The 19,168-nt window shown below is 58.4% G+C and carries 31 protein-coding genes; all 31 read right to left on the bottom strand.

Features of this window, described 5'->3' with window-relative positions; all coding sequences use genetic code 11:
• Window positions 1-82: 82 nt before the first annotated feature.
• Entirely contained in the window at window positions 83-487 is a 405-nt protein-coding gene (gene rpsK, locus AC57B1_RS10275) for a 30S ribosomal protein S11 (protein WP_006052224.1), read from the bottom strand.
• Window positions 488-515: 28 nt separating this feature from the next.
• Complete coding sequence (gene rpsM, locus AC57B1_RS10270) at window positions 516-881, bottom strand: 30S ribosomal protein S13 (protein ID WP_006052223.1); 366 nt, start codon at window positions 879-881, stop codon at window positions 516-518.
• 41 nt (window positions 882-922) lie between these two features.
• On the bottom strand, window positions 923-1,039 hold the full coding sequence (gene rpmJ / locus AC57B1_RS10265) for a 50S ribosomal protein L36 (protein WP_004199844.1): 117 nt from the start codon (window positions 1,037-1,039) through the stop codon (window positions 923-925).
• A gap of 20 nt (window positions 1,040-1,059) precedes the next feature.
• The gene (infA, locus tag AC57B1_RS10260) at window positions 1,060-1,278 is read right to left on the bottom strand and encodes a translation initiation factor IF-1 (protein ID WP_004521905.1); all 219 of its coding nucleotides are present in this window, start codon (window positions 1,276-1,278) and stop codon (window positions 1,060-1,062) included.
• 8 nt (window positions 1,279-1,286) lie between these two features.
• Complete coding sequence (gene secY / locus AC57B1_RS10255) at window positions 1,287-2,633, bottom strand: preprotein translocase subunit SecY (RefSeq protein WP_091798353.1); 1,347 nt, start codon at window positions 2,631-2,633, stop codon at window positions 1,287-1,289.
• Window positions 2,634-2,679: 46 nt separating this feature from the next.
• Window positions 2,680-3,114: a 50S ribosomal protein L15 gene (gene rplO / locus AC57B1_RS10250; protein WP_007180125.1), complete on the bottom strand. Its 435-nt coding sequence runs from the start codon at window positions 3,112-3,114 to the stop codon at window positions 2,680-2,682.
• A 29-nt stretch (window positions 3,115-3,143) separates the two neighbouring features.
• Entirely contained in the window at window positions 3,144-3,326 is a 183-nt protein-coding gene (gene rpmD, locus AC57B1_RS10245; protein WP_007180126.1) for a 50S ribosomal protein L30, read from the bottom strand.
• Between the two features lie 10 nt (window positions 3,327-3,336).
• The gene (rpsE, locus tag AC57B1_RS10240; protein WP_007180127.1) at window positions 3,337-3,855 is read right to left on the bottom strand and encodes a 30S ribosomal protein S5; all 519 of its coding nucleotides are present in this window, start codon (window positions 3,853-3,855) and stop codon (window positions 3,337-3,339) included.
• A 14-nt stretch (window positions 3,856-3,869) separates the two neighbouring features.
• Window positions 3,870-4,235: a 50S ribosomal protein L18 gene (rplR, locus tag AC57B1_RS10235; RefSeq protein WP_006052218.1), complete on the bottom strand. Its 366-nt coding sequence runs from the start codon at window positions 4,233-4,235 to the stop codon at window positions 3,870-3,872.
• 12 nt (window positions 4,236-4,247) lie between these two features.
• Entirely contained in the window at window positions 4,248-4,778 is a 531-nt protein-coding gene (rplF, locus tag AC57B1_RS10230; protein ID WP_012434569.1) for a 50S ribosomal protein L6, read from the bottom strand.
• A gap of 18 nt (window positions 4,779-4,796) precedes the next feature.
• Window positions 4,797-5,192, bottom strand: a complete 396-nt coding sequence (rpsH, locus tag AC57B1_RS10225) for a 30S ribosomal protein S8 (RefSeq protein WP_006052216.1) — start codon at window positions 5,190-5,192, stop codon at window positions 4,797-4,799.
• Between the two features lie 14 nt (window positions 5,193-5,206).
• Window positions 5,207-5,512: a 30S ribosomal protein S14 gene (rpsN, locus tag AC57B1_RS10220; RefSeq protein ID WP_006052215.1), complete on the bottom strand. Its 306-nt coding sequence runs from the start codon at window positions 5,510-5,512 to the stop codon at window positions 5,207-5,209.
• 7 nt (window positions 5,513-5,519) lie between these two features.
• A complete protein-coding gene (gene rplE, locus AC57B1_RS10215; RefSeq protein ID WP_006052214.1) occupies window positions 5,520-6,059 on the bottom strand; it encodes a 50S ribosomal protein L5 in 540 nt (179 codons plus the stop codon).
• Window positions 6,060-6,076: 17 nt separating this feature from the next.
• Window positions 6,077-6,385 carry a 50S ribosomal protein L24 gene (rplX, locus tag AC57B1_RS10210; RefSeq protein ID WP_006052213.1) on the bottom strand — a complete coding sequence of 103 codons (309 nt, stop codon included), beginning with the start codon at window positions 6,383-6,385 and terminating at the stop codon, window positions 6,077-6,079.
• A 9-nt stretch (window positions 6,386-6,394) separates the two neighbouring features.
• Complete coding sequence (gene rplN, locus AC57B1_RS10205; RefSeq protein ID WP_006052212.1) at window positions 6,395-6,763, bottom strand: 50S ribosomal protein L14; 369 nt, start codon at window positions 6,761-6,763, stop codon at window positions 6,395-6,397.
• A gap of 290 nt (window positions 6,764-7,053) precedes the next feature.
• Window positions 7,054-7,326, bottom strand: coding sequence for a 30S ribosomal protein S17 (gene rpsQ, locus AC57B1_RS10200; protein ID WP_007180129.1), 273 nt, complete (start codon window positions 7,324-7,326; stop codon window positions 7,054-7,056).
• Entirely contained in the window at window positions 7,323-7,517 is a 195-nt protein-coding gene (rpmC, locus tag AC57B1_RS10195) for a 50S ribosomal protein L29 (RefSeq protein ID WP_007180130.1), read from the bottom strand. Before rpmC ends, rpsQ begins: the two co-directional genes overlap by 4 nt.
• Window positions 7,518-7,527: 10 nt before the next feature.
• Window positions 7,528-7,944, bottom strand: coding sequence for a 50S ribosomal protein L16 (gene rplP / locus AC57B1_RS10190; protein ID WP_007180131.1), 417 nt, complete (start codon window positions 7,942-7,944; stop codon window positions 7,528-7,530).
• Window positions 7,945-7,946: 2 nt separating this feature from the next.
• On the bottom strand, window positions 7,947-8,753 hold the full coding sequence (gene rpsC, locus AC57B1_RS10185) for a 30S ribosomal protein S3 (protein ID WP_007180132.1): 807 nt from the start codon (window positions 8,751-8,753) through the stop codon (window positions 7,947-7,949).
• Window positions 8,754-8,764: 11 nt separating this feature from the next.
• Window positions 8,765-9,097 (bottom strand): 50S ribosomal protein L22, encoded by a 333-nt coding sequence (rplV, locus tag AC57B1_RS10180; RefSeq protein ID WP_007180133.1) that lies wholly within the window; start codon window positions 9,095-9,097, stop codon window positions 8,765-8,767.
• Between the two features lie 7 nt (window positions 9,098-9,104).
• Entirely contained in the window at window positions 9,105-9,380 is a 276-nt protein-coding gene (rpsS, locus tag AC57B1_RS10175) for a 30S ribosomal protein S19 (RefSeq protein WP_004199273.1), read from the bottom strand.
• Window positions 9,381-9,390: 10 nt separating this feature from the next.
• Window positions 9,391-10,218 carry a 50S ribosomal protein L2 gene (gene rplB / locus AC57B1_RS10170; protein ID WP_091798350.1) on the bottom strand — a complete coding sequence of 276 codons (828 nt, stop codon included), beginning with the start codon at window positions 10,216-10,218 and terminating at the stop codon, window positions 9,391-9,393.
• 2 nt (window positions 10,219-10,220) lie between these two features.
• Entirely contained in the window at window positions 10,221-10,535 is a 315-nt protein-coding gene (gene rplW, locus AC57B1_RS10165) for a 50S ribosomal protein L23 (protein ID WP_007180135.1), read from the bottom strand.
• Complete coding sequence (rplD, locus tag AC57B1_RS10160) at window positions 10,532-11,152, bottom strand: 50S ribosomal protein L4 (RefSeq protein WP_007180136.1); 621 nt, start codon at window positions 11,150-11,152, stop codon at window positions 10,532-10,534. The genes rplW and rplD overlap by 4 nt, the downstream gene beginning before the upstream one ends.
• A complete protein-coding gene (gene rplC / locus AC57B1_RS10155) occupies window positions 11,152-11,811 on the bottom strand; it encodes a 50S ribosomal protein L3 (protein ID WP_007180137.1) in 660 nt (219 codons plus the stop codon). The genes rplD and rplC overlap by 1 nt, the downstream gene beginning before the upstream one ends.
• Window positions 11,812-12,012: 201 nt before the next feature.
• Window positions 12,013-12,324: a 30S ribosomal protein S10 gene (gene rpsJ / locus AC57B1_RS10150; RefSeq protein ID WP_006998489.1), complete on the bottom strand. Its 312-nt coding sequence runs from the start codon at window positions 12,322-12,324 to the stop codon at window positions 12,013-12,015.
• A gap of 129 nt (window positions 12,325-12,453) precedes the next feature.
• Window positions 12,454-13,644: an elongation factor Tu gene (gene tuf / locus AC57B1_RS10145; protein WP_007180138.1), complete on the bottom strand. Its 1,191-nt coding sequence runs from the start codon at window positions 13,642-13,644 to the stop codon at window positions 12,454-12,456.
• Window positions 13,645-13,691: 47 nt separating this feature from the next.
• A complete protein-coding gene (gene fusA, locus AC57B1_RS10140) occupies window positions 13,692-15,794 on the bottom strand; it encodes an elongation factor G (RefSeq protein WP_091798348.1) in 2,103 nt (700 codons plus the stop codon).
• A 134-nt stretch (window positions 15,795-15,928) separates the two neighbouring features.
• Complete coding sequence (gene rpsG / locus AC57B1_RS10135) at window positions 15,929-16,399, bottom strand: 30S ribosomal protein S7 (protein ID WP_006053291.1); 471 nt, start codon at window positions 16,397-16,399, stop codon at window positions 15,929-15,931.
• A 191-nt stretch (window positions 16,400-16,590) separates the two neighbouring features.
• On the bottom strand, window positions 16,591-16,971 hold the full coding sequence (gene rpsL / locus AC57B1_RS10130; RefSeq protein ID WP_006998493.1) for a 30S ribosomal protein S12: 381 nt from the start codon (window positions 16,969-16,971) through the stop codon (window positions 16,591-16,593).
• A 222-nt stretch (window positions 16,972-17,193) separates the two neighbouring features.
• Entirely contained in the window at window positions 17,194-19,041 is a 1,848-nt protein-coding gene (gene recQ, locus AC57B1_RS10125; RefSeq protein WP_496417455.1) for a DNA helicase RecQ, read from the bottom strand.
• Window positions 19,042-19,168 lie beyond the last annotated feature (127 nt).

Genomic DNA, 19,168 nt, shown 5'->3' with positions numbered 1-19,168 from the left:
GAACGGTGGGCTTAGTCAATTCAATAGCGCAAGCAGCCCGCCGCCGCGCAGGGCGGCAACAGGCGCTGGCAAAACAAGCGTCTTAGATACGACGACGCTTCGGCGGACGGCAGCCGTTGTGCGGGACGGGAGTCACGTCGGAGATCGCGGTGATCTTGATGCCAAGACCATGCAACGCGCGCACCGCCGACTCACGGCCAGGACCGGGGCCCTTGATCCGCACTTCGAGGTTCTTCACGCCGTATTCCATCGCCACGCGGCCAGCCGATTCGGCTGCCACCTGGGCTGCAAACGGGGTCGACTTACGCGAACCCTTGAAGCCCTGACCACCCGACGTTGCCCAAGCAAGTGCATTGCCTTGACGATCAGTGATCGTGATGATGGTGTTATTGAACGACGCGTGAACGTGAACCACGCCCTCGGCGACGTTCTTCTTGACCTTCTTGCGAACGCGTTGCGCCGCGGAGTTGTTCGAAGCCTTAGCCATTACGTTTTCCTGTAACTGTCAGTTCCGCTTACTTCTTCAGCGATTGCGCTGCACGACGCGGACCCTTGCGCGTACGGGCATTCGTACGCGTACGTTGGCCGCGCAGGGGCAAGCCCTTACGATGCCGAACGCCACGGTAGCAGCCGAGATCCATCAGGCGCTTGATGTTCATCGTCGTTTCACGGCGCAGATCGCCTTCAACGATGAACTTGCCGACTTCTTCACGCAGCTTTTCGAGGTCTGCGTCGTTCAGGTCTTTGACCTTCTTCGAAAATGCCACACCAGCAGCGACGCAAATGTCGCGCGAGCGCGTGCGGCCGATACCGTAGATAGCCGTCAGGCCGATTTCGGTATGCTGGTGATTCGGGATGTTAACCCCTGCGATACGAGCCATTGTTTTTCCTCAAACAAAAAGCGCAAGCAAAAGCGCGGCGTTCAGCCTTGACGCTGTTTGTGGCGCGGATCAGAGCTGCAAATCACGCGCACAACGCCTTTGCGCTTGATGATCTTGCAATTGCGGCAAATGCGCTTAACCGATGCCATCACTTTCATGATATTACCCTTTTTTCAAATCACTTCGCCCGGAACACGATCCGCGCACGCGACAGATCGTAAGGCGTCAATTCAACCGTCACCTTGTCGCCCGGCAAGATCCGGATGTAGTGCATCCGCATCTTCCCAGATATGTGTCCCAATACGACATGGCCGTTTTCCAGCTTCACCCTGAAGGTAGCATTAGGCAGGTTTTCGATGACTTCACCCTGCATCTGGATAACATCGTCTTTGGCCATAAGTCCTTTCAACGCATCGGGACGCCGCCGCCTTTGAAATTAGCTTTCTTCAGCAGCGATTCATACTGTTGCGACATAACGTACGACTGCACCTGCGCCATGAAATCCATTGTGACGACGACAATGATCAGCAGCGACGTTCCACCAAAATAAAACGGCACGTTCCAGCGCAGCACCAGAAACTCGGGCAGCAGACAAACGAACACGATGTAGATCGCACCGGCCAGCGTCAGACGCGTGAGGATGCGGTCAATGTATCGGGCCGTTTGATCGCCCGGGCGGATGCCTGGGACGAAAGCGCCACTCTTTTTCAGGTTGTCGGCCGTCTCTCTGCTGTTGAACACCAGTGCGGTGTAGAAGAAACAGAAGAAAACGATCGCCAACGCGTACAGCAACACGTACACGGGTTGACCGGGCTTAAGGGCTTCGGCCACGTTGTGCAACGTGTCTGCGAACCAGCTGGTACGCGACCCCGAACTAAACCAGTTCAGGATGGTTGCCGGGAAGAGAATGATCGACGATGCAAAGATCGGCGGAATCACGCCCGACATGTTCAACTTCAGCGGTAAATGCGAAGACTGACCGCCGTAAATCTTGTTACCGACTTGCCGCTTTGCGTAATTCACAAGAATCTTGCGCTGGCCGCGTTCGATGAACACCACCAGATACGTCACAGCAGCAATCAGCGCGACGACGATAATCGCGGATATTGGACTCATCGAACCGGTTTGAACCAGCGAAACAAGACCACCGATTGCATTCGGGAAGCCCGCTGCAATCCCGCCGAAAATAATGATCGAGATACCGTTGCCAAGCCCGCGCTCCGTGATCTGCTCACCCAGCCACATCAGGAACATCGTGCCGGTCACCAGCGTCACGACCGTCGTCAACCGAAAAACCATTCCCGGATCAATCACCAGGCCAGGCTGATTTTCCAACGCCACGGCAATGCCGAACGCCTGGAACGTCGCCAGCAGGACCGTGAAGATACGCGTGTACTGCGTAATCTTCCGTTGACCCGCTTGCCCTTCCTTTTTCAGCGCTTCGAGCTGCGGCGAGACAATCGCCAGCAACTGCATGATGATCGACGCCGAAATATACGGCATGATCCCCAGCGCAAAAATCGTGAACCGCGAAAGTGCGCCACCCGAAAACATGTTGAACATGCCAAGGATGCCGCCCGACTGGCTTTGGAAAAGCTTTGCCAGCTGGTCCGGGTCAATACCCGGCACCGGAATATGCGCGCCGATACGGTAGACGATCAGCGCCAGCAGCAGGAACACTGCCCGCCGACGCAGATCGCCGAACTTCGCCGCGCCGCGACCGGGTTTTGCGAGACTCGGGCTGTTAGCCAAGTACCTTCTCCGATGCAAATGCTAGTGACGGCAATTAACTTGCGCGTTACTCGGCAAAAGAGCCACCGGCTGCTTCGATAGCAGCGCGCGCACCCTTCGTCGCACCCAGACCCTTCACAACGACCTTGCGCTTGAGCTCGCCCGTCGCGATGATCTTGGCGCTCTTGATCAACTCGCCGACCAGGCCGGCTTGTTTCAGAGCCAGCAGATCGATCTCGTCGACCGGCAGCTTTTCCAGATCCGAGAGACGCACCTCACCAACGAATTCCTTCGTCAGCGAAGTAAAGCCACGCTTCGGCAGGCGACGTTGCAGCGGCATTTGACCGCCTTCGAAGCCAACCTTGTGAAAGCCGCCCGAACGCGACTTCTGACCCTTGTGACCGCGGCCAGCCGTCTTGCCCAGACCGGAGCCGATACCACGGCCGACGCGACGCTTAGCGTGCTTCGAGCCTTCAGCCGGCTTCAGGTTATTCAATTCCATTATCAACTCCTTGAGTCCTGGTCAGCCGCTTAGCTGATGACCTTAACGAGGTACGAAACCTTGTTGATCATGCCGCGCACAGCCGGCGTGTCCTGCAACTCGCTAACCGAGTTGAGTCGGCGCAGGCCCAAGCCACGTACCGTTGCACGGTGCGTCTCACGGGTGCCGATCAGGCTCTTGACGAGCTGGACCTTGACAGTTTTATCAGACATGGTGTCCACCTTAGCCCAGAATATCTTCGACGGACTTGCCGCGCTTCGCCGCGATGTCGCCCGGCGTGGACTGCTTGCGCAGACCATCGAGCGTTGCACGAACGAGGTTGTACGGGTTCGTCGAACCGTGGCTCTTAGCAACCACGTTTTGCACGCCCATCACGTCGAACACTGCGCGCATCGGACCACCTGCGATCACGCCCGTACCATCCTTCGCCGGAGCGAGGAGAACTGCGGATGCGCCGTGCTTACCGTGCACTTCGTGTTGCAACGTACCGTTCTTCAGCGGCACCTTGAACATGTTGCGGCGAGCTTGCTCCATTGCCTTCTGAACAGCAACCGGAACTTCCTTCGCTTTACCCTTGCCCATGCCGATGCGGCCATCGCCGTCGCCAACCACGGTCAGTGCGGCAAAACCGAGAATCCGGCCGCCCTTCACAACCTTGGTCACGCGGTTGACCGAAATCATCTTTTCGCGCAGGCCGTCGTCGCGTTCGTCAGCCTGAACTTTCGCTTGCATCTTTGCCATGACGAATTCTTCCCTTAGAACTTGAGTCCGGCTTCGCGCGCCGCATCAGCCAGCGCTTTCACGCGGCCGTGGTAACGGAAACCCGAACGGTCGAAGGCGACGGATTCGATGCCGGCAGCCTTAGCCTTTTCTGCGATGCGCTTACCGATCAGAGTAGCAGCAGCGACGTTGCCGCCCTTGCCCGTCTGATCAGCCAGTTGCGCACGCACTTCGGCTTCGAGCGTCGACGCGCTGGCGAGCACCTTGGTGCCGCACGGCGAGAACACTTGCGCATAGATGTGCGTGTTCGTGCGATGCACGGCGAGACGCGCGACCTGCAGCTCAGCGATCTTGATACGCGTCTGACGAGCGCGGCGCAGGCGAGATTGAGTCTTATCCATGATTGCGCACCCTTACTTCTTCTTCGTTTCTTTGAGGATCACAACCTCATTGGCGTAACGCACACCCTTGCCCTTGTAGGGCTCCGGCGGGCGATAGCCGCGCACTTCTGCAGCGACCTGGCCAACTTGTTGCTTATTGATCCCCTTGATCACGATTTCGGTTTGCGTCGGGGTTTCAGCCTTGACGCCTTCCGGCATCTGGTGCACCACAGGGTGCGAGAAACCCAGCGACAGGTTCAGCTTGTCGCCTTGCGCTTGTGCGCGATAACCAACGCCAACCAGCGTCAGCTTGCGCTCGAAACCCTTCGTCACGCCGTTCACCATGTTCGCAACCAGTGCGCGCATCGTGCCCGACATCGCATTCGCTTCGCGGCTTTCGTCAACCGGCTCAAAATTCAGCGTGCCGTTGTCGTTCACCACTTTCACGAGGCGGTTTGCCGCCTGCGTAATCGTACCCAGCGGGCCCTTGACGGTGATGCGATCGTCGCTCAGGGCCACTTCTGCGCCTTGCAGCGCGACCGGGCTTTTACCTACTCGAGACATGTTTCTCTCCTTTCGGCCTTAAGCGACGTAGCAGATGACTTCGCCGCCAACGCCCGTTGCACGCGCCTTGCGGTCCGTCATCACGCCCTTCGGCGTCGACACGATTGCCACGCCGAGGCCATTCATGACCACGGGGATGTCGTTACGGCCGCGGTACACACGCAGACCAGGCTTCGAAACGCGTTCAATGCGTTCGATGACCGGACGGCCAGCGTAGTACTTCAACACGATGTTCAATTCAGACTTCGCACCTTCGGACTTCACTGCGAAATCATCGATATAGCCTTCGTCCTTCAGGACCTGCGCAATCGCAACCTTGACTTTCGACGAGGGCATAGTCACCGAGACTTTCTCAACCATCTGCGCATTGCGGATGCGAGTCAGCATATCGGCGATAGGATCACTCATGCTCATTTACGTTTCTCCTATTACCAGCTCGCCTTGGTCAGGCCAGGGATCTCGCCGCGGAACGCGATTTCGCGAATCTTGTTACGCGCCAGCCCGAATTTACGGAACGTGCCACGCGGGCGACCGGTAATTGCGCAACGATTGCGCTTACGGGTCGGATTAGAGTTGCGCGGCAGTTGTTGCAGCTCCAGACGTGCTGCGTAATGCTCTTCGTCCGACTTGCTCATATCGCCGATGATCGCTTTCAGCTCTGCACGCTTGGGAGCGTACTTAGCAGCCAGGCGAGCACGCTTCTTTTCACGTTCGATCAGTGCCAGTTTAGCCACGGTAACCTCAGTTTCTGAACGGGAACTTGAAGCTGGCGAGCAGAGCCTTTGCTTCGTCGTCGGTCTTCGCAGTCGTCGTGATGCTGATGTTCAGCCCACGCAGTGCGTCGATCTTGTCGTAGTCGATTTCGGGGAAAATGATCTGCTCTTTCACACCGATGTTGTAGTTGCCGCGACCATCGAATGCACGACCCGACACGCCACGGAAGTCACGCACACGGGGGAGCGCGACCGTCACGAAACGGTCCAGAAATTCGTACATTGCTTGACCACGCAACGTGACCATTGCACCGATCGGATAGCCTTGACGGATCTTGAAGCCAGCGATTGCCTTGCGTGCCTTCGTGATCACCGGCTTCTGGCCTGCGATCTTCGTCAGGTCGCCAACGGCGTTTTCGATGATCTTCTTGTCAGCAACGGCTTCGCCAAGACCCATGTTCAGGGTGATCTTGGTGATGCGCGGCACTTCCATCACGGACTTGTAACCGAACTTCTCGATGAGGCCGGGTACAACCTTTTCTTTGTAAAACTCTTGCAAACGAGCCATTTTTTTACTCCGCAGCGTCAGGCGCTCAGCTCGGCACCGGTCGTCTTAAGGAAACGGACTTTCTTGTCTCCCTCGACCTTGATGCCTACACGCGACGCCTTGCCATTCGCGTCGACCAATGCGACGTTCGAAATTTGCAGCGGCATCGTCTTGGCTTCAACACCGCCCGTCGTACCCTTCATCGGGTTCGGCTTGACGTGCTTCTTGACGAGGTTGATACCCTCGACAATCACTTTGCCTTCGCCAACGGACAGCACGACGCCGCGCTTGCCTTTATCTTTGCCGGTGATGACGATAACTTCGTCACCTTTGCGAATCTTGTTCATCGCGACTCCTTACAGCACTTCAGGTGCCAGCGAAACGATCTTCATGAATCGTTCGCTGCGCAACTCGCGCGTGACAGGCCCGAAAATACGGGTGCCAATAGGTTCGAGCTTGGCATTCAACAACACAGCGGCGTTGCCATCGAACTTGATCAGCGAGCCGTCCTGACGGCGCACGCCCTTGGCGGTGCGAACCACCACGGCGTTATAAATTTCGCCTTTCTTCACGCGCCCGCGCGGCGTTGCTTCTTTGACGGTCACCTTGATGATGTCGCCAATGCTGGCATAACGACGCTTCGAGCCGCCGAGCACCTTGATGCACATGACTTCACGCGCACCCGTGTTGTCGGCCACTTCAAGCCGAGTTTCGGTCTGGATCATGGTTTATCTTTCCCAACTTAATCCGGTCACACCACCATGGCGTGCCCGGTCAGTCTTGGTCCCGTCAGCCAATCGGCTGCTTGGGTATGAACAGCAGCGACGGCAAACGAAACCCGCCATCGCAATCCGGTGAATCCTTCGGAACAGACTGGCGCCCGATCCGCTTCCCCCACCAACTTCGCCCGCGACGGGGCTCCCATAAAAGAGGGAAGACCGAAATTATAACAAATAATCTCGGTCTTGCAAGCGAAACCTACTGCGATTTCAATTACTTCTACAACACTGCGGCGTCAGATGACGCGAGCAGCCTCGACCAGGCGAGCCACAACCCAAGCTTTCGTCTTCGAAATCGGACGCGTTTCCTGGATTTCAACGAGGTCGCCCTCGTTGTACGTGTTCGCATCGTCGTGCGCGTGGTACTTCTTGGAACGCACAACGTACTTGCCGTAGATCGGGTGCTTCACGCGGTGCTCAACCAGCACGGTGACCGTCTTGTCCATCTTGTTGCTGACGACCTTGCCGACCAGCGTCCGCTTGAGCGAGGTTTTTACGCTATCGTTCATTTCTGGTTCGCCTTCTCAGTCAGGACGGTCCGCACACGTGCGATGTCGCGACGGACCTTCTTCAGCTGGCTCGTGTTCGTGAGCTGCTGGGTCGCGAGTTGCATGCGCAGGCCGAATTGCGCCTTCAACAGGTCCGACAGCTCCTTGTTGAGCGCGGCCTGATCTTTCTGGTGAAGTTCGGAAGCCTTCATCATTTGCTCCTTAGGCGCCGAGCTGACGCACGATAAACGTCGTCTTGAGCGGCAGCTTAGCTGCAGCCAGACGGAACGCTTCGCGTGCCAGCTCTTCGGTTACGCCGTCCATTTCGTACAGCATCTTGCCCGGTTGAATCTCTGCGACGTAGTACTCAGGGTTACCTTTACCGTTACCCATCCGTACTTCAGCCGGCTTGTGCGAGATCGGCTTGTCCGGGAAGATGCGAATCCAGATGCGGCCACCACGCTTGATGTGACGCGTCATTGCACGACGTGCCGCTTCGATCTGGCGCGCGGTCAAGCGACCACGACCGATAGCCTTCAGGCCGAACTCACCGAACGACACCGCGTTGCCGCGGGTAGCGATACCGGTGTTACGACCCTTCTGCTCTTTGCGATACTTTCTGCGTTTCGGTTGCAGCATCGTTATTCTCCAGTCTTCCCGCCGTCGCCGGCACCGCCAGCACGACGGGGAGCGCCACGGCGTGCACCTGCCGGGCCACCACCTTCACCATCGCGACGCGGACGGCGATCGCCACCCGGACGTGCGTTGCGGCGCGGACGCTTTTCTTCGGCGACTTCTTCAACCACCGGTGCGTCGTTGCGGCCGAGCGTGTCGCCCTTGTAGACCCACACCTTCACGCCGATGATGCCGTACGTCGTCTTTGCTTCCGACGTTGCGTAGTCGATATCAGCACGCAGCGTATGAAGCGGCACACGACCTTCGCGATACCATTCCGTACGTGCGATTTCGATACCGTTCAGGCGGCCAGCGCTCATGATCTTGATGCCTTGAGCACCCAGACGCATTGCGTTTTGCATCGCACGCTTCATCGCGCGGCGGAACATAATCCGGCGCTCGAGCTGTTGCGTGATCGAATCCGCGATCAGTTGCGCATCGGTTTCCGGCTTGCGGATTTCTTCGATGTTGACGTGAACCGGAACGCCCATGCGCTTTTGCAGCTCGGACTTCAGCAGTTCAATGTCTTCACCCTTCTTACCGATCACGACACCCGGACGCGAGCTGAAAATCGTGATACGCGCGTTCTTCGCAGGACGCTCGATCACAACGCGGCCGACGGACGCGTTCTTCAGCTTCTTCTTCAGGTATTCACGAACACCGATGTCTTCCTGCAACATCGCCGCGAAATTGTTGTTGTTCGCGTACCAACGCGACGCCCAATTGCGGCTGACGGCCAAACGGAAGCCAGTCGGATGAATTTTCTGTCCCATCGTATGACCCCTTAATTCCCGACCGTCACAGTGATGTGACAGGATTGCTTCTCGATGCGGTTACCGCGGCCTTTAGCGCGCGCGGTAAAACGCTTGAGCGACGCAGCCTTGTCGATGTAGATGCTCGTGATCTTGAGCTCATCGATATCGGCGCCTTCGTTATGCTCCGCATTCGCGATCGCCGACAGCACGACCTTTTTCACGATTCCCGCAGCCTTCTTCGGCGAAAACGTCAGAACGTTCAGCGCCTTGTCGACCGGCAAACCGCGGATCTGGTCAGCCACAAGGCGCGTTTTCTGCGCCGAGATGCGGGCACCGCGATGAATTGCTTTCACTTCCATCATGAGCCCCTTATTTCTTAGCCTTCTTGTCGGCTGCATGACCCTTGAACGTACGGGTCAGTGCGAACTCGCCAAGCTTGTGGCCGACCATGTTTTCCGAGATGTACACCGGAACGTGTTGACGGCCGTTATGAACGGCGATCGTCAGACCGATGAAATCCGGGAGGATCGTCGAGCGACGCGACCAGGTTTTGATCGGCTTCTTATCCCGCGAAGCTGCTGCCGCCTCAACTTTCTTCAGCAAATGGGCGTCGCAGAACGGACCTTTTTTTACAGAACGTGCCATTGCCTACTCCTTAACGCTTGTGACGGCGCTGGACGATCATGCTCGTCGTGCGCTTGTTGCTGCGGGTGCGATAACCCTTAGCAGGTGTGCCCCACGGGCTCACCGGATCGCGACCTGCAGCCGTCTTGCCTTCACCACCACCGTGCGGGTGATCGACCGGGTTCATTGCAACGCCACGCACCGTCGGGCGGATACCGCGCCAGCGGTTCGCGCCAGCCTTACCGATTTGACGGAGGCTATGCTCTTCGTTGCCAACTTCACCAATCGTCGCGCGGCACTCGACGTGGACGCGGCGGATTTCACCCGAGCGCAGGCGGACCTGTGCGTAGATGCCTTCACGAGCCAACAGCATCGCCGACGTACCAGCCGAACGCGCCATTTGCGCGCCCTTGCCAGGCAGCATTTCGATGCAGTGAATCGTCGTACCGACCGGAATGTTGCGGATCGGCAGCGTGTTGCCTGCACGAATCGGCGCTTCCGAACCCGACATCAGTTGCTGACCGACGGTGATACCCTTCGGAGCGATGATGTAGCGGCGTTCGCCGTCTGCGTACAGAACCAGCGCAATGTTCGCGCTACGGTTCGGATCGTACTCAAGGCGTTCGACCTTCGCTGCGATACCGTCCTTGTTGCGACGGAAATCGACGACACGATAGTGATGCTTGTGACCACCACCCTTATGACGGGTCGTGATGTGGCCGTTGTTGTTACGGCCGGCGGTCGTGGATTGCGAGTCGAGCAGCGGTGCGAACGGCTTGCCCTTATGCAGATCCTTGTTGACCACCTTGACCATCGCACGGCGGCCCGGCGAAGTCGGCTTAACTTTAACGATTGCCATGATTACTTGGCCTCCGCTTCAAAGTTGATTTCCTGGCCGGGCTTCAGGCAGACATACGCCTTCTTCACGTCCTTGCGCTTGCCCATGAAGCGGCCAAAGCGCTTGGCTTTGCCCTTCGAGACCAGCACGTTGACGGAATTGACTTCCACCTTGAACAGCAGCTCGACTGCAGCTTTCACTTCCTGCTTCGTGGCATCGGGCGCGACTTCGAACACGACTTGCTCGTTCTTGTCGGCCACCAGCGTCGCCTTTTCGGAGATCACCGGCGCGAGCAGGACCTGCATCAAACGATGATCGTTCTTGCGAATCTCGCTCATGACAGCAACTCCTCGATCTGGGCGACCGCAGCCTTCGTGATCAGGATCTTCTTGAAGTAGATCAGCGACAGCGGGTCGGCGTAACGCGGCTCGACAACTGCCACATGGGCGAGGTTGCGCGACGCGAGGTACAGGTTTTCGTCAACCGTGTCGGTAATCACCAGCACGGAGTCGAGACCCATCGCCTTGAATTTTTCGGCCAGCAGCTTCGTCTTCGGCGCTTCGAGCGTCAGCTCGTCGACCACCGAGATACGGCCTTCGCGGGCCAGCTGCGAGAAGATCGAGCAGAGACCTGCGCGATGCATCTTCTTGTTGACCTTGTGCGAAAAGTTTTCTTCCGGCGAATTCGGGAAGATCCGGCCACCGCCGCGCCACAACGGGCTCGACGACATACCGGCACGGGCGCGGCCCGTACCCTTCTGGCGCCACGGCTTCTTGGTCGTGTGCTTGACTTGCTCACGGTCCTTCTGCGCGCGGTTACCGCTACGGGCATTCGCTTGATACGCCACCACCACCTGGTGAATCAGGGCTTCGTTGTAATCGCGGCCGAACACGACGTCCGACGCGCTAACGCCTGCACCTTCCTGACCATTGGCATTCAGGAGCTTAAGTTCCATTATTTCGCTCCTTTCACGGCACGCGTCTTCACGGCCGGCGTAACGAATACCTTGCCACCCTTCGCACCCGGAACGGCGCCCTTGACCAGCAACAGCTTGCGGTCAGCGTCGATACGAGCGATTTCGAGGTTTTGCACGGTTACCGTATCGTCACCCATGTGACCGGTCATGCGCTTACCCGGGAAAACACGACCCGGATCCTGCGCCATACCGATCGAACCCGGCACGTTGTGCGAGCGCGAGTTACCGTGCGATGCACGGCCGGATGCGAAGTTGTAACGCTTGATGGTACCGGCGTAGCCCTTACCGATCGACACGCCTTGCACGTCGACCTTCTGGCCTACTTCGAACAGGTCGGGACCGACCACGGTGCCGTTCGACAACTCGGCAGCCTTGGCAGCATCGATCTGGAATTCTTTGAGGATTTCACCGGCTTGAACACCGGCTTTGGCGAGATGACCGGCCAACGGCTTCGTCACGCGCGATGCACGGCGCGTACCGAATGCAACCTGCACGGCCGTGTAGCCGTCGGTTTCAACAGTCTTGATCTGCGTCACGCGGTTGTCGGACACGTCCAGCACGGTAACGGGAATCGAATCCCCTTCTGCCGTGAAGATACGGGTCATGCCAACCTTGCGACCTACGAGTCCAAGGCTCATCGTTTTCTCCATTCCCGACTGCGATTGGTCGGGGCTAATTTACAAAATGCCGGTGCCGTTTCGGGCATGAATTCATGCTGCAGCACACCGACTTTTTTGCGCAAATGCGCGAAAAGCCCACTATTATAGCGAGGCCTTTCGTTTTCCGCAAGCAATCAATGACTTAGCGCTGCCGGGCATGCCTGGCAACGTTTTGAAGCCTTATTGCAGCTTGATTTCCACGTCCACACCAGCCGGCAGATCCAGCTTCATCAATGCGTCAACGGTCTTATCCGTCGGATCGACGATGTCCATCAGGCGTTGGTGCGTACGGATTTCGAGCTGGTCGCGCGACGTCTTGTTGACGTGCGGCGAACGCAGGATGTCGAAGCGTTGAATACGGGTCGGCAGGGGAACCGGACCACGAACGATTGCGCCAGTCCGCTTTGCCGTGTCGACGATTTCAGCAGCCGATTGATCGATCAGGCGATAGTCGAAAGCCTTCAGGCGAATGCGGATTTTCTGGTTCTGCATGACAATTCCTTGGAAAGAGCGAGGCGATATTGCACCGCCAGACAGTAAAAGAACGTAGAGCCGGGCTTCCACCGAGGGCAGGCGCCCGGCTCCGGGCACCACTTACACCAAATACGGCAATTCGCGATTTTACTCGAGAATCTTGGCAACCACACCTGCGCCGACCGTACGGCCGCCTTCGCGAATTGCGAAGCGCAGGCCTTCTTCCATCGCGATCGGGTTGATCAGCTTCACCGTGATCGACACGTTGTCGCCCGGCATGACCATTTCCTTGTCCTTCGGCAACTCGATCGAGCCCGTCACGTCCGTCGTACGGAAGTAGAACTGCGGACGGTAGTTGTTGAAGAACGGCGTGTGACGACCGCCTTCATCCTTGCTCAGCACGTACACTTCAGCCGTGAAGTGCGTGTGCGGGTTGATCGAACCCGGCTTGGCCAGAACCTGGCCACGCTCCACGTCTTCACGCTTCGTGCCGCGCAGCAGGATACCGACGTTGTCGCCTGCCTGACCCTGGTCGAGCAGCTTGCGGAACATTTCCACGCCCGTGCAGGTCGTCTTCACCGTCGGCTTGATACCGACGATTTCGATTTCCTCGCCAACCTTCACGACGCCGCGCTCAACGCGACCCGTCACCACCGTGCCGCGACCCGAGATCGAGAACACGTCTTCCACCGGCATCAGGAATGCGCCGTCAACTGCGCGCTCCGGCGTCGGGATGTACGTGTCCAGCGCATCGGCCAGATTCATGATCGCCACTTCGCCCAGCTCGCCCTTGTCGCCTTCCAGCGCCAGCTTGGCCGAACCCTTGATGATCGGCGTTTCGTCGCCCGGGAAGTCGTACTTCGACAGAAGTTCGCGAACTTCCATCTCGACCAGCTCCAGCAGCTCAGCGTCGTCCACCATGTCGCACTTGTTCAGGAACACGATGATGTACGGAACGCCAACCTGACGCGCCAGCAGGATGTGCTCACGCGTTTGCGGCATCGGGCCGTCAGCGGCCGAGCACACCAGGATCGCGCCGTCCATCTGCGCTGCGCCCGTGATCATGTTCTTCACATAGTCAGCGTGGCCCGGGCAGTCGACGTGTGCGTAGTGGCGGTTAGCCGTTTCGTACTCGACGTGTGCCGTGTTGATCGTGATACCACGTGCCTTTTCTTCCGGCGCCGCGTCGATCTGGTCGTATGCCTTCGCTTCGCCGCCAAACTTCTGCGTCAGAACCGTCGTGATCGCTGCCGTCAGCGTGGTCTTGCCGTGGTCAACGTGACCGATCGTGCCGACGTTCACGTGCGGCTTGGTCCGTTCGAATTTACCTTTAGCCATGTTTCTCTTCTTTCAAAAAGTTAATCGTTGAATGACTTGCCGCGCGATTACTTCGACTTCGCGTTGATGATCGCTTCGGACACGTTACGCGGTGCTTCGGAGTAGTGCTTGAACTCCATCGTGTACGTTGCACGACCTTGGGTCAGCGAACGCAGCGACGTCGAGTAGCCGAACATTTCCGACAGCGGGACTTCGGCGCGAACGATCTTGCCGCCGCCAACCATGTCGTCCATGCCCTGCACGATGCCGCGACGACCCGACAGGTCGCCCATCACGTTGCCCATGTAATCTTCAGGCGTTTCGACTTCCACAGCCATCATCGGTTCGAGGATGACCGGTTGAGCCTTGCGCATTGCTTCCTTGAACGCCATCGAGCCGGCCATGCGGAACGCATTTTCGTTCGAGTCAACGTCGTGGTACGAACCGAACGTCAGGTGAACCTTGACGTCGACGACCGGGAAGCCTGCCAGCACGCCTGCCTTCAGCGTTTCCTGGATACCCTTGTCCACCGCCGGGATGTATTCGCGCGGAATCACACCGCCCTTGATCTCGTCGAGGAACTCGTAGCCCTTGCCTTGCTCATTCGGCTCGAGCGTGATGACCGCGTGACCATACTGGCCGCGACCACCCGACTGCTTGACGAACTTGCCGTCAACGTCTTCCGCCTTGCCGCGAATCGTTTCGCGGTAAGCAACTTGCGGCTTGCCGACAGTCGCTTCCACGCCGAATTCGCGCTTCATACGGTCAACCAGAATTTCCAGGTGGAGCTCGCCCATGCCCGAAATAATGGTTTGGCCCGATTCTTCGTCCGTTTGAACGCGGAACGACGGATCTTCTTGTGCCAGACGGTTCAGCGCCAGACCCATCTTTTCCTGGTCAGGCTTCGTCTTCGGCTCAACCGCCTGCGAAATCACCGGCTCCGGGAAAATCATGCGCTCGAGCACGATCGGGCTTTGCGGATCGCACAGCGTGTCGCCGGTCGTCGCGTCTTTCAGGCCGACTGCTGCTGCGATGTCGCCTGCGCGGACTTCCTTGATTTCTTCGCGCTGGTTCGCGTGCATCTGCAGAATACGACCCAGACGTTCCTTCTTGTCTTTGGTCGCGTTCAGCACGGTGTCGCCGGAATTCACGACGCCCGAGTACACGCGGAAGAAGATCAGCTGGCCGACGAACGGGTCGGTCATGATCTTGAACGCCAGTGCCGAGAACTTTTCGTCGTCGGCAGCGCGGCGCTCGCCCTTCTCACCGTTTTCCAGCTCGCCGGTAACCGGCGGGATGTCGATCGGCGAAGGCAGGAAGTCGAGCACGGCGTCCAGCATGCGTTGCACGCCCTTGTTCTTGAACGCGGTGCCGCACAGCATCGGCTGGATTTCGCAAGCGATCGTACGGTCGCGCAGACCCTTGATGATTTCCGCTTCAGAGAGCTCGCCCTCTTCCAGGTACTTGTTCATCAATTCTTCGCTCGACTCGGCAGCCGCCTCGACCATCTTCTCGCGCCATTCCGTGCACGAGTCAGCCAGTTCCGCCGGAATTTCTTCGTACGAGAACTTCGTGCCTTGGGACGCTTCGTCCCAAATGATCGCTTTCATCTTCAGCAGATCGACGACGCCCGTGAAGTTTTCTTCTGCACCGATAGGCACCACGACCGGAACCGGGTTCGCCTTCAGACGCAGCTTGAGCTGGTCGTAAACCTTGAAGAAGTTCGCGCCGGTGCGGTCCATCTTGTTGATGAACGCGAGACGGGGAACCTTGTACTTATTAGCCTGACGCCACACGGTTTCCGACTGGGGCTGAACGCCACCCACAGCACAGTAAACCATGCACGCGCCGTCGAGCACGCGCATCGAGCGCTCAACTTCAATTGTGAAGTCAACGTGGCCCGGGGTGTCGATGATGTTGATGCGGTGCTCAGCGCGGTCGCCGGCCATGCCTTTCCAGAACGCCGTGGTAGCAGCGGACGTGATCGTGATGCCGCGTTCCTGCTCCTGCTCCATCCAGTCCATGGTGGCAGCGCCGTCGTGAACTTCACCAATCTTATGGTTCACGCCGGTGTAGAACAGGATGCGCTCGGTCGTCGTCGTTTTGCCGGCGTCGATGTGAGCGCTAATACCGATGTTACGGTAGCGCTCGATAGGTGTCTTGCGAGCCACTTTGATCCTCTATTGGGATGACGCGATGCGAGAAAATACCCATCGCGCTGTAACACAAACGGGCGAGGCGCTTTGTAAGCGCACCCGCCCGGAATTTCTTTCCGTTTTTTCTGCTAAACCCGGGTTCGGGAAGCTTAGAAACGGAAGTGCGAGAACGCCTTGTTGGCTTCTGCCATCCGGTGAACTTCGTCGCGCTTCTTCATTGCGCCGCCACGGCCTTCGGCCGCTTCGGAGAGTTCACCTGCCAGACGCAGGGCCATCGACTTCTCGCTGCGCTTCTTCGCGGCTTCACGCAGCCAACGCATCGCCAATGCCATACGACGCGACGGGCGCACTTCGACCGGAACCTGATAGTTCGCACCACCAACGCGGCGGCTCTTCACTTCGACCACCGGCTTGACGTTGTTGAGCGCTACCGTGAACACTTCCAGCGGGTCCTTGCCACCCTTGGTCTGGATCTGTTCGAAAGCGCCGTACACGATACGCTCGGCAACCGACTTCTTGCCGGAGAGCATCAGCACGTTCATGAACTTAGCTACATCAACGTTACCGAACTTCGGATCCGGCAACACTTCCCGCTTGGGGACTTCGCGACGACGCGGCATGTTTCTTCCTTTAACTTTTCAGTTGGAGCTATTTTTAGCCCCGCGGCCACCAACTAACCCGATTCATCTCTAACGACTTACCAGCCTGGTCGGGTGACCACTTACTCGACAGCACCGGCGATTCCGGCACCACCGCTAATACCGCCTATGCAGGCGACCTGAAACTACTGACCGGCTAATTACTTGCCAGCTTATTTACCAGCTTTTGCACGCTTCGCACCGTACTTCGAGCGAGCCTGCTTACGATCCTTGACGCCCTGGGTATCCAGCGAGCCGCGAACCATGTGGTAACGCACACCCGGCAAGTCCTTCACACGGCCGCCGCGAATCAGCACGACCGAGTGTTCCTGCAGGTTGTGGCCTTCACCACCGATGTACGAAATGACTTCGAAGCCGTTCGTCAGACGAACCTTGGCAACCTTACGCAGTGCCGAGTTAGGCTTCTTCGGCGTCGTGGTGTACACACGGGTGCACACGCCGCGACGCTGGGGGCAGTCCTGCAAAGCCGGGCTCTTGCTCTTCGTCGTTTCCGACGCGCGGCCTTTGCGAACCAGTTGATTGATGGTTGGCATTGTTTATTCCTGAAATTGAACAAAATCGACGCATCTGTTTCCGGGCAAAGCAGAAACGATTGCGCATCGAACTCCCGGACTCGACCGCCAGCGCATGATTTGACTTCGCGCGCAGGCATTCCAAGAACCGGAACCTAGCATAATATTCCGAAATTACTAAGGGAGTCAACAGGTTGCGATGTTTCGCACCCCTGCGGACCTGCCCAGGCGCTCGCTGAGCGCTCAGTCAGCGGCAACGACTTCTAGCAACTCGTCGCCGAAACGGTCGAGTTTGCGCGCACCTATACCCGGAATGCCGCGCAAATCTTCGATGGAGTCGGGGCCGTTACGGGCGATTTCAGCCAAAGTCGCGTCGTGGAAGATCACGTACGCCGGCACGCCGTCGCTCTTCGCCGTTTCGGTGCGCCACGCACGCAGCCGTTCCCAGCGCGCACGTTCGCGCGGGCCCATGCCGATTGTCGGGTCGGCGCGCTCACTGGTGCGCCCGGACGATTGACGGGTACGCGTCGGCTTGACGTAACGGCGCATCGTGACGTTCTGCTCGCCCTTGAGCACCGGTTTGCTTGCCTCGGTTAGAACCAGCGAGCCGAATCCCTCGTGGTCGACGGTCAGATAGCCGAACGCGACAAGCTGGCGAAACACCGCGCGCCACTCCGGCTCGCCGAGCGCCGAACCGATACCGAACGTGGTCAGCTTCTCGTGGCCTCGCTGAAGGATTTTTTCGCTGCTGTTGCCACGCAGAATATCGATCAGATGGCCGGCGCCGAAATGAAAACCGCTCGCCCGCTGCGCACGGAACACGCACGATAACGCCATCTGCGCTTCACGCGTCGCATTCCATGTAGCCGGTGGCTCAAGACAGTTGTCACAGTTGCCGCATGGCTTGCTCGACTCGCCGAAATACGCGAGAAGTCGCACTCGCCGGCAAGTCGCCGCTTCACACAGACCGAGCAGCGCGTCCAGCTTGCCTGTTTGCACGCGCTTGTGTGCGTCGTCGGCGTCGGATTCGTCGATCATTTTGCGCTGCTGGACGACGTCGCCGAGACCGTAGGCCATCCATGCGTTCGCCGGCATGCCGTCGCGCCCCGCGCGACCGGTTTCCTGGTAGTAGCCTTCGACGCTCTTCGGCAAGTCCAGGTGAGCCACGAAGCGCACGTCCGGCTTGTCGATGCCCATGCCGAACGCGATCGTCGCGCACATCACGATTCCTTCTTCGCGCTGAAACATCTCCTGATGCTTCTGGCGGATTTCAAACTCCATGCCGGCGTGATACGGCAGCGCGCGCATCCCTTTTTCTTTCAACCACTCCGCAGTCTCTTCGACCTTGCGACGCGAGAGGCAATAGACGACGCCGGCGTCAGTCGTGCCGTCCGGCTTCGAATGCTCCGCGCGGATGAAGTCCAGCAACTGCGTACGCGCGTTGTCCTTTTCGACAATGCGATAGCGGATGTTCGGCCGGTCGAAGCTCGACACGAAAATACGTGCGTCATCCAAGGCAAGACGGTGGATGATCTCGTCCCGCGTGATGGCATCCGCGGTAGCTGTGAGCGCGATGCGCGGCACGTTCGGAAACCGCTCGTGCAGCACCGACAACTGGATGTATTCCGGTCGGAAATCGTGCCCCCATTGCGACACGCAATGCGCTTCGTCGATGGCGAACAACCCGATGCGCGTACGCTCCAGTAGCTCCTGGAAACGGGGCGTCATCAAACGCTCCGGCGCCACGTAAAGCAGGTCGATCTCGCCGTCGCGCAACGCGCGCTCAGTCGCCATCGCCTCAGCGCTGGACAGCGTCGAATTCAGATACGCCGCCCGCACACCCACTTCCGTAAGCGCGGCCACCTGATCCTGCATCAGCGCGATCAGCGGAGAAACGACGATGCCGGTTCCAAACCCGCCTTCACGGCGCACCAGCGACGGAATCTGATAGCAGAGCGACTTGCCGCCGCCCGTCGGCATCAGCACGAGACAGTCGCCGCCGCCGGCGACGTGCTCGACAATTTCGCCCTGCTGTCCTCTGAACGCGGGGTAACCGAAGACTTCGTTGAGGATTTCGAGCGGACGGGACATGAATTTGAGAGAAGCAGCGTGATGCCGGTGACACGAATTTTACCAACGCATTCGTGCTGCGCCCGCGCTTTACTGCAACGTTAGCCATTCGGGCTAACAAAGCATGGGCAAGCGCACAAAAAGAAAG

Source organism: Paraburkholderia sp. BGA-UO-ETr-F21, assembly GCF_059567925.1.
This window is presented reverse-complemented; position numbering and strand designations above follow the sequence as displayed.